Here is a 15436-nt window from a genome sequence, read left to right on the forward strand (position 1 = left end):
ACTATCGGCCCGCACCGGCGTACTCGTCCGGCGGTTCGTCCCCGAACGGCCCCGGGGCCTCCTCCGGCCACGCGGGGGCCTCGGTGCCCGGCTCCTCCAGGAGCAGCCGTTCCAGCGCCGCCCGGTCGGGCAGGTTCTCCGGTCGTACGACGTCACCCGTACGTACGTACAGGAACGCGGCCCCCACGGACTCCAGGGGCACGCCCCGCTGCTCGGCCCAGGCGAGGCGGTACAGCGCGAGCTGGAGGGGGTCGGCGGTGCGGGCGCGGCTGGTCTTCCAGTCGACGATCTCGTACGACGTCGTCCCGTCGCCGTCGGTGTTCCGGTACACGGCGTCGATGCGGCCGCGCACGACGCGTCCGGCGATCCCCAGCTGGAAGGGCGCCTCCACGCGGTACGGCGTGCGGTGGGCGTAGGGGGTGCGTTCGAAGGCTTCCTTCAGTGCTTCCAGATCCCGTTCGTCGGCGATCTCGGCCTCGCTGCCGGGCAGGTCCTCCGGCTCCAGCATGGGCAGCCGCAGTTCTTCGAAGCGGGCCTCCACCCAGGCGTGGAAGCGGGTGCCGCGGCGCGCGGCGGGCTGCGGGGGGCGTGGCATGGGGCGCGCGAGTCCCTGGGCGAAGCCGTCGGGATCGGCGGCCAGGCGCACCAGCTGCGACGCGGTCAGCGAGGCCGGGAGGGGCACATCGGTGACCTTCGCGCGGGCGCGCAGGAGCTCTCCGGTGAGGGCGTCGAGATCGCGGTCCCAGGAGGCGATGGTGCGGGCCTCCTCGGGCGTCAGGTGGTCCTCGGCGGGATGTCTGCGGGCGTGCGGCACCGAGGGCATGCGCGTGCCGTGGCCAGGAGGTGAGGACGGGGTCCCGGCGGGGCGGTTGGTGGTCCAGGAGTCCCAGTCGTCGGCGTCCGCCTCGGGAAACCCGTCCCCCGGACGGTCCTCGGGGAGGTGGTTCGGGTGGTCGTCGTCCAGGTGCTCGTCGTCCGGTGGAGGCGGCCAGTCCGGGTCCTCGTAGGCGTACGGGTCGTCCGCACCGTCCGGGTGGGAGTCCTCGGGTGCCGAGGCACGCTCCAGGTGCGTCAGGACGGTCTCGGCGGCCGCGCGGCGGCGGGCCAGGGCCGTGCCGTCCAGCGGGAGCGGCCAGGCGTGGTCGGCGGACGCCTCACGCAGGGCGGGGTTCTCCGCGCCCTCCTCGGGTGCGTCGGCCCAGACCTCGATCTCGCCGAACCCGGCGGCGCAGTGGTCGTGAAGGGCCGTCAGGAAGTCCGACGGGCCGCGCGGGCGCTTCTGGGAGGGGCCCCACCAGTGGCCGGAGCCGAGGAGCAGGGAGCGGGGCCGGGTGAACGTCACATAGCCGAGGCGGAGTTCCTCGGTGTGCTGGTGGTCCTTCATGGCCTCGTGGAAGGCCTTCAGGCCGCGTGAGTCCCAGGCCTCCACGTCGGGGAGGGTGTCGGCGTCGCCGCGCAGCTCGTGCGGCAGGACCCTGCCCTGCGCGGTCCACTTCTCGCGGCCCTGGGTGCTGGGGAAGGTCCCGGTGACGAGGCCGGGAACGGCGACGACGTCCCACTCCAGCCCCTTGGACTTGTGGGCGGTGAGCACCTTGACGGTGTTCTCGCCGCCCGGGAGGGCGTTGTCGAGGCCCTTCTCGTACTGGGCGGCCGTACGCAGGAAGCCGAGGAAGGCCAGCAGGGTGGCCTCGCCCTCGCTGTTGGCGGCGAAGGAGGCGGCGATGTCGAGGAAGTTGGAGAGGGTCTCGCGGCGACGGGCGGCGAGGGCGTGCGGCGAGGCGGAGAGCTCGACTTCGAGGCCCGTGACGGCGAGCACCCGGTGGAGGACGTCCATGAGCGGGTCGGCGAGCGAGCGGCGCAGATCGCGCAGTTCGGCGGCGAGGCGGGCGAACCGCACGCGCGCGTCCGGCGAGAAGGGCAGCCCGTCGTCCTCGCTCTCGGCTTCGAGGGGCAGTTCGAGAAACGTGTCGAGCGCGTCGGCCAGCGAGATCACCTCGGCCGGGTCGACGCCCTCGACGGCCGCGGCGAGCCGGCGGTCCGGATCGTCGTCGGCGCCCACGCGCGCGTGCGACACGAGAAGCCTGGCCCGGCGTCCCAGGAGGGCGAGGTCGCGGGGGCCGATGCGCCAGCGCGGGCCGGTGAGCAGGCGGACCAGGGAGGCGTTGGCGCCGGGGTCCTGGAGGACCTCGCAGACGGCGACGAGGTCGGCCACCTCGGGGAGGTGGAGCAGCCCGGAGAGACCGACGACCTCGACCGGGATGTCACGGGCGACGAGCGCGCCCTGGATGTCGGCGAAGTCGGTGGCCGTACGGCACAGGACCGCGATCTCGCCCGGTTCCTTGCCGGTGCGTACGAGGTGGGCGATCGAGTCGGCGATCCAGTCGAGTTCCTCGGCGTGGGTCGGCAGCAGCGCACAGCGGACCAGGCCGTCGCGCTCGGCTCCCGGGGCGGGCCTGAGGGCCTCCACGCCCGCGTGCATGGCGCGCAGGGGCTCGGCGAGGCCGTTGGCGAGGTCGAGGAGGCGTCCGCCGCTGCGACGGTTCTCGCTGAGCGCCTGGCGGGTCGCGGGGCGGCCGTCGGAGTGGGCGAAGTGCTCGGGGAAGTCGTCGAGGTTGGCGACGGAGGCACCCCGCCAGCCGTAGATGGCCTGGCAGGGGTCGCCCACGGCGGTCACCGGGTGACCGGTGCCGCCGCCGAACAGGCCCGCGAGCAGGACGCGTTGCGCGACGGAGGTGTCCTGGTACTCGTCGAGGAGGACCACCCGGAACTCGTCCCGCAGCAGGCGGCCGACCTCGGGCAGCCGGCCGAGACCGGCCGACAGGGCGATCTGGTCGCCGAAGTCGAGGAGGTCCCGTTGGCGCTTGGCGGCTCGGTAGCGGCCGACCAGCTCCGCGAGTTCCCGGCGGGCGGCGGCCGCCTCGGGGACCTTGCGGAGGTCCGCGTTGGAGAGCTTGGCGCTCTCCAGGTCGCGCAGCAGCTCGGCGTCGTACGCGCGGAGGTCCTCGGGGCGTACGAGGTGCTCGGCGAGTTCGGAGTCGAGCGCGAGGAGGTCGCTGACGAGGTCGGGGAAGGAGCGGGTGAGCGCCGGGTAGGGGCCCGGGGACTCGCGGAGCACGCGCGCGGCGAGCTGGTAGCGGGTGGCGTCGGCGAGGAGGCGGGAGGTGGGCTCCAGTCCGATGCGCAGCCCGTGATCGGTGAGGAGCCGGCCCGCGAAGGCGTGGTACGTGGAGATGACGGGCTCGCCCGGGGGGTTGTCGGGGTCGATCACGTCGGGGTCGGTGATGCCCGCCTTCACCAGGGCCTTGCGCACCCGCTCGGCGAGTTCGCCGGCCGCCTTGTTGGTGAAGGTCAGACCGAGCACCTGTTCGGGGGCGACCTGTCCGGTGCCGACCAGCCACACCACGCGCGCGGCCATCACCGTGGTCTTGCCCGAGCCGGCTCCGGCCACGATCACCTGCGGGGCGGGCGGCGCGATGATGCAGGCCGTCTGCTCCGGGGTGAACGGGATGCCCAGGAGCTCCTTGAGCTGCTCGGGGTCAGTGATACGGGCGGACACCCCAGGAAGGCTAGCGGCGGCCACTGACAGCGGACGCCGGATCACCGTCCGGGTGCGGACAAGCACTGGTCAGCGGGGGTGGTGCTGTGGATCACGTCGGTCACTCGACCACGTGGCGGCCCTCCGGGCGGGCGCTGCAGGACGCCCGGAAAGCGCAGTGTGCACAGTGTTGTCCGGCGGTCGGGGAGAAGCGCTCGTCGAGGACCTTGCCGGCGGCGTTGGCGAGGAGACCGCCGACCCAGTCGCCCTCCAGGGGCCCCTGGGCCTGCACCTTGGGAAGCGTCTCGCCGCCGTTCTTCTTGGCGGCGCCCTGCCGCAGCTGGACGAGTTCGGCGCCGCCCGGTTCGGGCCGTGCGCCGCCGAAGGGCTCGTCGACGGCCCCCTCGCGGACCGCGAGCTGGTACACGGCGAGCTGCGGGTGCCGTTCGACCTCGGCGGCGGTCGGCGCCTGTTTGCCGGTCTTGAAGTCGACCACGTAGGCGCGGCCTTCGGCGTCGGTCTCGACGCGGTCCATGGACCCGCGGATGCGCACCTCGTAGTCACCCGCTTCCAGGGTCACGTCGAAGTCCTGCTCGCTGGCCACCGGCGTGCGTCCGGCGCGCCGCCCGTTCGAGTCGACGTGCCAGGTCAGGAAACGTTCGAGCGCCACGCGCGCGTGCTGCTTCTCCTGGTCGGACTTCCAGGGCGCGTCGAAGGCGAGCGCGTTCCACACGGAGTCGAGGCGCTCCATGAGGACGTCGAGGTCGGCGGGGGTGCGTCCGGAGGCGACCTCGTCCGCGAGGACGTGCACGACGTTGCCGAAGCCCTGGGCGGCGGTCGCGGGCGCGTCGGCCTTCACCTCGCGCCCCAGGAACCACTGCAGGGCGCAGGTGTTGGCGAGCTGGTCGAGGGCGCTGCCGGACAGCACGACGGGCTGGTCGCGGTTCCTGAGCGGGACCTTGCTCTCGGTGGGTTCGAACATGCCCCACCAGCGGTACGGATGCGCCGACGGCACCAGGGGACGGCCGTCCTCGTCGCTCAGGGCGGCGAGCCTGGCCAGTCGCCGGGCGGCCGCCTCACGCAGCGCGTCCGACACCCGCGGGTCGACCGTCGTGGCGCGCAGCTCGGCCACGAGGGCGGCCACGGAGAGCGGGCGGCGGGGGCGGCCGGTGACGTCCTTGGGTTCCACGCCGAGTTCGGCGAGGAAGCGGGACGGCTGGTCGCCGTCGTCGGCGGGGGCCTTCACCGCGGTGACGACGAGGCGTTCACGCGCGCGCGTGGTGGCCACGTAGAACAGACGCCGCTCCTCGGCGAGCAGCGCTCCGGGGGTGAGCGGTTCGGCGAGGCCGTCGCGGCCGATGCGGTCGGCCTCCAGGAGAGAGCCTCGGCGGCGCAGGTCCGGCCAGAGTCCCTCCTGGACGCCCGCGACGACGACCAGGCGCCACTGGAGGCCCTTGGAGCGGTGCGCGGTCATCAGGCGCACGGCGTCGGGGCGCACCGCCCTGCCGGTGAGTGTGTCGGCGGCGATGTCCTCCGCCTCGATCTCCGCGAGGAAGTTGAGCGCGCCGAGACCTCCGGTGCGCTCCTCCGCGCGGGCCGCGGTGGCGAACAGCGCGCACACGGCGTCGAGGTCCCGGTCCGCGTTGCGTCCGGCCGCGCCGCCGCGCCGGGCGGCCCGCTCCAGGCGCCTGGGCCACGGTGTGCCGTCCCACAGGTCCCACAGGGCCTCCTCGGCCGTGCCGCCGCCGGCGAGGCGCTCCCGCGCCTTGCGCAGCAGCGCGCCGAGGCGTTGCGCACCCCGCGCGTACACGGGGCCGTGGGCGACCAGCCGCTCCGGTTCGGCCAGGGCGCGGGCCAGCAGTTCGTCCGAGGGCGGGGGCACGGGGTTGCCGCCGGCCCGCTCCTCCTCGCGCAGGGCACGGCCCAGCCGCCGCAGGTCGGCGGCGTCCATACCGGCGAGGGGGGAGGCGAGGAGGGTGAGCGCGGTCTCGGTGTCCAGCCAGCACGAGTCCGGCTCGGGGTCGCCGGACGACTCGCCGGGCTCCGCCGCCGGACCGCCGTCGGGGTCGCGGTCCGCCTCCGCAGCGGGACCGGCATCGGGCTCGTCGTCCGCCTCCGCAGCGGGACCGGCATCGGGCTCGTCGTCCGCCTCCGGCGCGCCTGTTCCGGGGTCCTCCGCCCTCGCGTCCTCCTCTGCCCTCGCGTCCTCCTCGGCCCTGGCGTCCTCCTCGGGCTCCACCGGCCCCTGTGCGGCCGTCGAGCCGGTGCCCCCCAGCTCCGCCCGGGCGACCGCTCGTAGGGCCGTCAGGAGGGGCTGCACGGCCGGCTCGTGGCGGAGCGGCAGGTCGTCGCCGTCGATCTCCAGGGGTACGCCCGCTGCCGTGAGGGCACGTCGCATCGACGGGATCGTGCGGGCACCCGCGCGTACCAGGACGGCCATCTCGCCCCAGGGGACACCGTCCTCCAGATGGGCTCGGCGCAGGACGTCCGCGATGTTGTCCAGTTCGGTGCCGGGCGTGGGGTACGTGTAGACCTCGACGCGGCCGCCGTCCCGTTCCGGTCGGAGTTCGCGGTGGGCCCGTACCTTCTCCGCCGGGAGGCGGGTGAGCGGCATGCGCTGCGTGAGCAGTCGGGTGGCCGCGAGCAGGTCGGCCCCCGAGCGGCGGGAGGTCCTCAGCACGGCGACCGGCGCGGGGCGGCCGTCCGCGCGGGGGAAGGCGGCCGGAAAGTCCAGGATGCCGTTCACATCGGCGCCCCGGAACGTGTAGATCGACTGGTCGGGGTCGCCGAGGGCCACCAGGGTGCGGCCGGCGCCCGCGAGGGCCCTCAGCAGCCGTACCTGCGCCGGATCGGTGTCCTGGTACTCGTCGACGTAGACCGCGTCGTACCGCCCGGCCAGCTGCTCGGCGACACCGGGTCGGCCGGCGAGGAGCACCGCGCGGTGGACGAGTTCCGCGTAGTCGAGGACCCCTTGCAGGTCGAGGACGTCGAGGTACTCGGCGAGGAAGGTGGAGGCCGCGCGCCAGTCGGGGCGGCCGATGCGGTCGGCGAAGGCCCTCAGGTCGGCGGGGGCGAGGCCCAGCTCACGGCTGCGGGCGAGGACCGCGCGGACCTCGTCGGCGAACCCGCGCGTGGTGAGGCAGGCGCGCAGCTCGTCCGGCCAGCGCACGTGCGCGAGGCCGAGGCGTTCGAGGTCGGGCTGGCCCCCGAGCAGCTCACGGACGGCGACGTCCTGCTCGGGACCGGACAGCAGGCGCAGCGGTTCGACGAACAGGTCGCTGTCCTGGTGGGCGCGGACCAGGGCGTAGCAGAAGGAGTGGAACGTGGTGGCCCGGGGGGCGCGCGCGGCTCCCATGCGCAAGGCCATGCGATCGCGCAGCTCGACGGCCGCCTTGCGGCTGAAGGTCAGGACGAGGACGCGCTCGGGGTCGGTTCCACGGGCGATGCGAGCCGCCACGGACTCGACGAGGGTGGTCGTCTTTCCGGTGCCCGGACCTGCGAGAACGAGCATGGGGCCCGTCTCGTGGTCAACCACGGCGGCCTGCTCGGCGTCCAGACGAGGGGGACTCGATCGGACCGGTGGGGTACGCACCAGTCGGTAAGCGCCGCGGCTCCCCTGTCGCACCTGGGTGTGCGACAGGCGCCTGGTGGAGGAAGAGGAGCTCACGTGGTTCGCCGGTCCTGGTGGGTGTGCTGGTTGCCCTGCCCCTGCTCGTGGAGAGCGGTGGCCGCGGGGTGAGGGGGACACGTGCAGCCGACGCTACGCCGACGGGTGGTGCGGAAGCTCAGCTTCCTCTTGTTCCCTCCCGACTCACGCGGCCCGTGCGTCCCTCGCCCCACGAACGTACGGCATGCCACCGACGTGCCCCGCGTCCCCCGTACGGGGGCGCCTCGGCGGCCGCCGGACGCGGAGTGCCGTCAGGTGTGATCGTCCGCGCGTCCGCCGCCGTCCCAGCCGGCACGTCCGCCGTCCTCCCCCGCGCGTGCGCCGCCGTCCCAGCGTGCCCGTTTCATGTCGAGGCGCGGCACATGCCCCTCGGCGGCGCGGCTCGCCTCCCGCAGGGGCGTGCCCTCCGTCCGGTAGTGGCCCAGCGCTCTCAGCTCGTGACCGGGGAGCAGATGGCCGTCCGCGCGGACCACCCGCCACCACGGCACGGCACCCCCGTAGAGGGCCATCACGCGGCCCACCTGGCGCGGGCCGCCCTCCCCCAGCCACTCGGCGACGTCCCCGTACGTCATGACCCGCCCGGGCGGGATCAGCTCGGCGACCTCGAGGACCCGCTCCGCGTACTCCGGCAGGGCGTCCACCGGAAGGCTCTCCTCGCTCATCCGGCCCATCCTGCCCCACCCCACCGACAATGGGAGGCGGTGGCCGACGCGTGCGTCCCTCGCTCCGAGGACGGTCTTCGGGCAGACTGTGCGCCCCCGCATTGCACCCTGATGCCCCTGTGTGCCCACCCGGCATGCCACCATCGTGCGGGCGGTGACTGGTGATACGAGACCAAGAAGAGACGATGAAGCAGCAGAGCGTGCACCCCGATGACGGGGCGGGCACCTCTGACGCCTCGTCGCGCCCGGACGCCGCCGACGGGGACGACAGGGGAGCCGAGACGGCCGACCCGAAGGACCCGGCGAACACGGCGCCCGCGGAGACATCGCTCTCCCCCAGGACGCACGACGACCGGAACGACGGCACGTCGTCGCAGGTCGAGCCGGATGCCGACCTCCCGGACGAGGGGCACACCGAAGCGGTCGAGGGCGACGAACCACTGCTCCCCGCGCGCGTGCACCGTCCCTCGGACCTCATGCGGCTGTCGGTCGGCATCCTCGGGATCATCGTCCTGCTGGCGATCGCCGCGTTCGCGCACGGCACCACGGCCGGCCTCGAACAGGACATCAACAAGGGCACGGGCCAGGCACCCGACCTGATGATCAAGCTCGCGGGCCTGGGGTCGAGCATCGCGATCCTGCTGGTCCCGGTCGCCTTCGCGATCGAGCGCCTGATCAAGCGGGACGGGCTGCGCATCGCGGACGGTGTGCTCGCGGCGGTCCTGGCGCACGGGGTGACACTGGCGACGGACCTGTGGGTCGCCCGTACCGCCCCGGACTCGATCCAGGAGGCGCTGACCCAGCCCTCCCCCGGCGACATCCACGCCCTCACGGACCCCGTCCACGGCTATCTCGCGCCGGTCATCGCCTATATGACGGCCGTGGGCATGTCCCGCAGACCCCGCTGGCGCGCGGTGCTGTGGATCGTGCTGCTGCTGGACACGTTCTCCATGTTGGTCGCCGGCTACACGACGCCGTTCTCGATCATCCTGACGGTGCTGATCGGCTGGACGGTCGCCTACGGGACGCTCTACGCCGTCGGCTCACCGAACGTACGCCCCACCGGCCGGACCCTGATGGCGGGCCTCAGGCGGGTCGGCTTCAAGCCGGTCAGCGCCGCCCGCGAGGAGGCGTCGGACACCACGGAAGGCGGCGACCGGGGCCGCCGGTACTTCGTGACGCTGGAGGACGGCCCACCCCTCGACGTCACCGTCGTCGACCGGGAGCAGCAGGCCCAGGGCTTCTTCTACCGCGTCTGGCGGCGGCTGACCCTGCGCGGCATCACGACGCGCCGCAGCCTGCAGTCCCTGCGCCAGGCCCTGGAGCAGGAGGCACTCCTCGCGTACGCGGCCATCGCGGCCGGCGCCAACGCCCCCAAGCTGATCGCGACCTCGGAGCTCGGACCGGACGCGGTGATGCTCGTCTACGAGCACACCGGCGGACGCACCCTGGACTCGCTCTCGGACGACGAGGTCACCGACGAACTGCTGCACGACACCTGGGCCCAGGTGAAGGCCCTGCAGTCACGCCGTATCGCGCACCGCAGGCTGGTGGGCGACGCGATTCTGGTGGATCGTTCCGGCACGGTGATCCTGACCGATCTGCGCGTCGGTGAGATCGCGGCCGGCGACCTGGTGCTCCGCATGGACGTCTCCCAGCTGCTGACCACGCTCGGGCTCCGGGTGGGCGCCGAGCGGGCGGTGGCGTCGGCGGTGAGCGTCCTCGGCCCCGACGCGGTGGCCGACTGCCTGCCGATGCTTCAGCCCATCGCGTTGTCACGCTCCACGCGCGCGACGCTGCGCAGACTGGCCCGGGAGCGGGCGGAGCGCGAGCGCGAGGCGGTCCTGGAGGCCTCCCAGCTGGCCAAGCAGGCCCGCGCGGACGAGCACAAGGAGGCCGAAGCGGGCAAGACCGCCAAGAAGGCCGTACGAGCCGAGCAGCGGGCGGAGAAGCGGGCCATCGACGAGGCCCTGGAGGAGGCCCGCGAGGAGGACCTGCTCACCCAGATCCGCCACCAGGTGCTGCTCATCAGGCCGCAGGCGCCCGTCGAACCGGCCCGCCTGGAACGGGTCCGGCCGCGCACCCTCATCAGTTTCATCGCCGGAGCCATCGGCGCGTACTTCCTGTTGACGCAGCTGACCCACATCGAGTTCGGGCCGCTCATCAAGAACGCGGAGTGGGGCTGGGTCGCCGCGGCGGTGTTCTTCTCCGCGCTGAGCTACGTCGCTGCCGCGATGGCCCTGCTGGGCTTCGTACCGGAGCGCGTGCCGTTCCCCCGCACGGTGGCCGCGCAGGTCGCCGGGTCTTTCGTGAAGATCGTCGCCCCGGCGGCGGTGGGCGGTGTGGCGCTCAACACGCGCTTCCTTCAGCGGGCGGGGGTACGGCCGGGTCTCGCGGTGGCGAGTGTGGGCGCCTCGCAGCTGTTCGGGCTGGGCTGCCACATCCTGATGCTGCTCGCCTTCGGCTATCTCACCGGAACCGAGAAGACGCCGTCGCTGTCGCCTTCCCGCACGGTCATCGCGGGCCTGTTGACGGTCGCGGTGCTCGTCCTGGTGGTGACGTCGATCCCGTTCCTGCGGAAGTTCGTCGTCACGCGCGTGCGGTCTCTCTTCGCCGGCGTCGTGCCGCGCATGCTCGACGTGCTGCAGCGGCCGCAGAAGCTGGTCACCGGCATCGGCGGCATGCTGCTGCTCACCGGCTGCTTCGTGATGTGCCTGGACGCCTCGATCCGCGCCTTCGGTGACGAGAACGCCTCGATCAGCATCGCCAGCGTCGCGGTCGTCTTCCTCGCGGGCAACGCGCTGGGCTCGGCGGCGCCGACGCCCGGCGGTGTGGGCGCGGTCGAGGCCACACTGACGGTCGGTCTCATCGCCGTCGGTCTGCCCAAGGAGGTCGCGGCACCCGCGGTCCTGCTGTTCCGCCTGCTGACACTGTGGCTGCCCGTGCTGCCGGGGTGGCTGGCCTTCAACCAGCTGACACGCAAGGGTGCCCTCTAAAGGGGCGGAGCGCCGCCTCCACGCGCGCGTGGAGGCGGATCGGGCCTCTCACCCGCTCGGCCCGCGCCCCGAGCGCACCGCTCGGGGCCGCTTCAGGATGAGGGCATGCCCGCCTCGCTCCGGCTGCGCGCCGTCATCCTGACCGCCATGGCCGTCGTGCTGTCCTGGTCGGCGGCGGGCTGCGGCGACGAGGCCAAGGGCAGGGACGAGGATCTGACGACGCAGAAACTGGACTGGAAGGACTGCCCGCCGCCCTCCGCGTCCGAGGGCGGCGGCCCCGCCCCCTCGCCCCTGCCGAACGGCACCGCCTGGCAGTGCGCGACCATGAAGGCTCCTCTCGACTGGGGCGACCCCAAGGGCGACACGATCGACATCGCGCTGATCCGGGCGCGGTCGAGCGGCGCCCGGGACCGGCGGATCGGCTCGCTCGTCTTCAACTTCGGCGGCCCCGGGGGCTCGGGCGTCAAGGGGCTGCCCGCCTTCGCCGACGACTTCACCACGCTGCGCACCCGCTACGACCTGGTCAGCTTCGATCCGCGGGGAGTCGGTCGCAGCGCGGGCGTCGAGTGCGAGGACGACGAGGAACTGGACGAGTACTTCCAGCAGGACCAGACACCGGACGACGCGTCCGAGCGGAAGGAACTCCGGGACAGCACGAAGGCGTTCAACGCGGCCTGCGAGGACAACTCCGGCAAGACCCTCCCGCACGTCGGCACCCCGGACGCCGCACGCGACCTGGACCTGATGCGCGAGGTCCTCGGCGACGACAAGCTGCACTACTTCGGCATCTCCTACGGCACCGAGCTCGGCGGCGTCTACGCCCACCTGTTCCCCAAGAACGTGGGCCGGGCGGTGTTCGACGCCGTCGTCGACCCGACACAGACACCGGAACAGAGCAGCCTCGGACAGGCCAAGGGCTTCCAGCTCGCGCTCGACAACTTCGCCGAGGACTGTGTGTCGAAAGCGGAGGAGTGCCCGGTCGGCGACACCGCGCAGGACGTCAAGAACCGCATCACGACGCTCCTCGACGACCTCGACCGCAAGCCGATCCCCGGTGTCTTCCCCCGCGACCTGACGGAGTCCGGCGCCACCACCGGGATCGCACAGGCCCTGTACTCCCAGGACCTCTGGCCCCTCCTCACCGAAGGACTCCAACAGGCATACGACGGGGACGGCCGACTGCTGATGCTGCTGGCCGACTCGATGAACGGGCGCAACGAGAACGGCGAGTACAGCAACCTGGCTGCGGCGAACGTCGCCATCAGCTGCGCCGACGACAGACAGCGGTACACGACGAAGGACGTGGAGGCGAAGCAGGGCGAGTTCCGGGCCGCCTCCCCCATTTTCGGCGACTGGCTCGCCTGGTCCATGCTCACCTGCATCGACTGGGCCGTCGCCGGTGCGGCCGACCATCCCGAGGTCAGCGCGGCCGGGTCGCCGCCGATCCTGGTGATCGGCAACACGGGCGATCCCGCCACGCCGTACGAGGGCGCGCGGAAGATGGTGGGGGCGCTCGGGGCGGGAGTGGGTGTCGAGCTGACGTACAAGGGGCAGGGGCACGGGGCGTACGGCAGTGGGAACGGCTGTGTGAAGGCGGCCGTGGACGGCTACCTCCTCACGGGCAAGGTCCCGAAGTCCGGCACGGTCTGCACCTGAAACCGCAGGTCAGAACGTTATCCACAGGCCCCGATGCAAGCGCGGCAGTCCGCATACCATGGCATGACCGCCATGCACGACATCCGGCGGGTGGTGCCGTAAGGGGGGATTTGCTCATGACTCGATGGCTACGAGGAGCGGCTCTGGCCGCGGCTGCGGTGCTGGTCGCCGGTTGCAGCGGAGCCACCGACAGCGGGAAGGGCGAGAGCGCCACGTCCGCGTCCGCGGTCCCCTCACCTTCCCCGGTCCCCGCGCAGAAGCTCGACTGGGGGCGCTGCGAGGCGACGTCGGAGGGTCCGGCGCCGGGCGGCGACTGGCGGTGCGCGACGCTCAAGGTCCCGCTGGACTGGTCGAGGCCGGACGGCGAGAAGATCGGGCTGGCGCTGATCCGCAGCGAGGCGACCGGCGACCGGCGCGAACGGCTCGGCTCGCTCTTGTTCAACTTCGGCGGACCGGGCGGCTCGGGCGTTTCCACGATGCCCTCGTACGCCGGTCTCACGAGCGAGCTGCACAAGCGGTACGACCTGGTGAGCTGGGACCCGCGGGGTGTCGGCGGGAGTGAGGGGGTGCGCTGCCGCAGCGACAAGGAGATCCAGGCGGCCGAGGCGGTGGACGCCACTCCGGACGACGCCGCCGAGGAGACGGCCTTCTTCGACGACGCGGCCTCCTTCGGCGCCGGCTGCGAACGGGCGGCGGGCAAGCTCCTGTCCCATGTGTCGACCGCCGACACCGCCCGCGACATGGACCTCATCCGCCGAGCGGTCGGCGACCAGAAGATGCACTACTTCGGCATCTCGTACGGCACGGAGCTGGGCGGCGTCTACGCCCATCTCTTCCCCGGGAACGTCGGGCGACTCGTGCTGGACGCGGTCGTCGACCCGACCGCCGACACGGTGGGCCACGCGAAGAACCAGACCCTGGGCTTCCAGCGCGCCCTCGACAACTACCTCGCGTCGACGGGCCAGGACCCGAAGAAGGGAACCCGGAAAGTCGCGGACCTGCTGGAGCGGATCGACGCCGATCCCCTGCCGACGACGTCCGGACGGGAGCTCACCCAGACCCTGGCGATCACCGGTATCGTCCTGCCGCTCTACAGCCGGCAGAGCTGGCCCGGCCTGACGAGCGCTCTCGACGCGGCGGAGGACGGCGACGGCACGGAGCTGCTGGCACTCGCCGACGGGTACAACGAGCGGGACTCCTCGGGCCGCTACGGCACGACGACCCACTCGCAACGGGTCATATCGTGCCTGGACCAGAAGCAGCGGCCGACACCGCCGGAGACGAAGACGCTGCTGCCCGAGTTCCGGAAGCTCTCGCCCGTGTTCGGCGAGTTCCTGGGCTGGGACACCGCGGGCTGGTGCCACGACTGGCCGGTGCCCGGCCTGACGGACTCACCGGAGGTGAGCGCGCCGGGGGCCGACCCTGTTCTCGTGGTGGGCAACACCGGGGACCCGGCGACGCCGTACGAGGGCGCCGAGAAGATGGCGCGGCAGCTGGGCGCGGACGTCGGAGTGATGCTCACCTGGAAGGGCGAGGGTCATGGGGCGTACGGCAGCGGCAGCAGCTGTGTCGACTCGACGGTGAACGCGTATCTGCTGGCCGGGAGAGTGCCGAAGGACGGAAAGGTCTGCACGTAGTCGTGGCCACCGCGAAAAGGGGCTCGGCACGCACGGTGCCGAGCCCCTCCGGGGAAAGCGTCCGCCCGCGGACGGCGGGGGCAGGACTAGTAGACCGGCTTGTCGGGCTCGATCTGGTTGACCCAGCCGATCACGCCGCCGCCCACGTGGACGGCGTCGGAGAAGCCGGCCGACTTGAGGACCGCGAGGACTTCCGCACTGCGGACACCCGTCTTGCAGTGCAGGACGATCTTCTTGTCCTGCGGGAGGCTCTCCAGGGCGGAGCCCATGAGGAACTCGTTCTTCGGGATCAGCCGGGCACCGGGGATCGAGACGATCTCGTACTCGTTGATCTCGCGGACGTCGATGATGTCGATGTTCTCGCCGTCGTCGATCCACTCCTTGAGCTGCTTGGGAGTGATCGTCGAGCCCGCGGCCGCCTCCTGGGCCTCCTCGGAGACGACGCCGCAGAAGGCCTCGTAGTCGATGAGCTCGGTGACGGTGGGGTTCTCGCCGCAGACCGCGCAGTTCGGGTCCTTGCGGACCTTGACCTGGCGGTACTGCATCTCGAGGGCGTCGTAGATCATCAGCCGGCCGACGAGGGGCTCACCGGTGCCGGTGAGGACCTTGATGGCCTCGGTGACCTGGATGGAGCCGATGGACGCGCACAGCACACCGAGGACGCCGCCCTCGGCGCAGGAGGGGACCATGCCCGGCGGCGGGGGCTCCGGGTACAGGCAGCGGTAGCAGGGGCCGTGCTCGGACCAGAAGACGGACGCCTGGCCGTCGAAGCGGTAGATGGAACCCCACACGTACGGCTTGTTCAGCAGCACGCAGGCGTCGTTGACCAGGTAGCGGGTCGCGAAGTTGTCCGTGCCGTCGACGATCAGGTCGTACTGGCTGAAGATGTCCATCACGTTGTCGGCCTCGAGCCGCTCCTCGTGAAGGATCACGTTCACGTACGGGTTGATGCCGAGGACGGAGTCGCGGGCGGACTCCGCCTTGGAGCGGCCGATGTCGGCCTGGCTGTGGATGATCTGACGCTGCAGGTTCGACTCGTCGACCTCGTCGAACTCCACGATGCCGAGCGTCCCGACGCCCGCCGCGGCCAGGTACATCAGCGCCGGCGAGCCCAGGCCGCCGGCGCCCACACAGAGCACCTTGGCGTTCTTCAGCCGCTTCTGCCCGTCCATCCCGACGTCGGGGATGATCAGGTGGCGGGAGTACCTGCGGACCTCATCTACGGTGAGCTCGGAAGCGGGCTCGACCAGGGGTGGCAGCGACACGGGGACTCCGTTGATCGG

The 15436-nt window shown here is 72.4% G+C and carries 7 protein-coding genes; 3 read left to right on the forward strand and 4 right to left on the reverse strand.

What is annotated here, in order from left to right; genetic code table 11:
• Position 1: 1 nt before the first annotated feature.
• The 3 genes from SMA5143A_RS14000 to SMA5143A_RS14010 form a co-directional block, all read right to left on the reverse strand.
• Positions 2–3556, reverse strand: a complete 3555-nt coding sequence (locus SMA5143A_RS14000) for an ATP-dependent DNA helicase (RefSeq protein ID WP_107463241.1) — start codon at positions 3554–3556, stop codon at positions 2–4.
• 100 nt (positions 3557–3656) lie between these two features.
• Positions 3657–7202 carry an ATP-dependent DNA helicase gene (locus SMA5143A_RS14005; protein WP_107463242.1) on the reverse strand — a complete coding sequence of 1182 codons (3546 nt, stop codon included), beginning with the start codon at positions 7200–7202 and terminating at the stop codon, positions 3657–3659.
• Between the two features lie 251 nt (positions 7203–7453).
• Positions 7454–7864: an MGMT family protein gene (locus tag SMA5143A_RS14010; protein WP_308812033.1), complete on the reverse strand. Its 411-nt coding sequence runs from the start codon at positions 7862–7864 to the stop codon at positions 7454–7456.
• Positions 7865–8049: 185 nt separating this feature from the next.
• Here SMA5143A_RS14010 and SMA5143A_RS14015 point away from each other — a divergent pair, with 185 nt between their 5' ends.
• The 3 genes from SMA5143A_RS14015 (at position 8050) to SMA5143A_RS14025 (ending at position 14153) form a co-directional block, all read left to right on the forward strand.
• Positions 8050–10860 (forward strand): lysylphosphatidylglycerol synthase transmembrane domain-containing protein, encoded by a 2811-nt coding sequence (locus SMA5143A_RS14015; protein WP_181361843.1) that lies wholly within the window; start codon positions 8050–8052, stop codon positions 10858–10860.
• A 105-nt stretch (positions 10861–10965) separates the two neighbouring features.
• Positions 10966–12516: an alpha/beta hydrolase gene (locus SMA5143A_RS14020; protein WP_107463245.1), complete on the forward strand. Its 1551-nt coding sequence runs from the start codon at positions 10966–10968 to the stop codon at positions 12514–12516.
• Between the two features lie 116 nt (positions 12517–12632).
• The gene (locus tag SMA5143A_RS14025; RefSeq protein ID WP_107463246.1) at positions 12633–14153 is read left to right on the forward strand and encodes an alpha/beta hydrolase; all 1521 of its coding nucleotides are present in this window, start codon (positions 12633–12635) and stop codon (positions 14151–14153) included.
• An 86-nt stretch (positions 14154–14239) separates the two neighbouring features.
• Here SMA5143A_RS14025 and moeZ read toward each other — a convergent pair whose 3' ends face one another.
• Positions 14240–15418 (reverse strand): adenylyltransferase/sulfurtransferase MoeZ, encoded by a 1179-nt coding sequence (moeZ, locus tag SMA5143A_RS14030; RefSeq protein WP_055514434.1) that lies wholly within the window; start codon positions 15416–15418, stop codon positions 14240–14242.
• Positions 15419–15436 lie beyond the last annotated feature (18 nt).

The organism is Streptomyces sp. MA5143a, assembly GCF_900290235.1.
In the GTDB taxonomy this organism is placed as follows: Bacteria; Actinomycetota; Actinomycetes; order Streptomycetales; family Streptomycetaceae; genus Streptomyces.

What these genes read in the sequence shown, in the direction of transcription:
- SMA5143A_RS14010 (WP_308812033.1), bottom strand. Translation starts at nt 7,864, where the DNA reads ATGAGCGAGGAGAGCCTTCCGGTGGACGCCCTGCCGGAGTACGCGGAG.
- SMA5143A_RS14015 (WP_181361843.1), top strand. Translation starts at nt 8,050, where the DNA reads ATGAAGCAGCAGAGCGTGCACCCCGATGACGGGGCGGGCACCTCTGAC.
- SMA5143A_RS14020 (WP_107463245.1), top strand. Translation starts at nt 10,966, where the DNA reads ATGCCCGCCTCGCTCCGGCTGCGCGCCGTCATCCTGACCGCCATGGCC.
- SMA5143A_RS14025 (WP_107463246.1), top strand. Translation starts at nt 12,633, where the DNA reads ATGACTCGATGGCTACGAGGAGCGGCTCTGGCCGCGGCTGCGGTGCTG.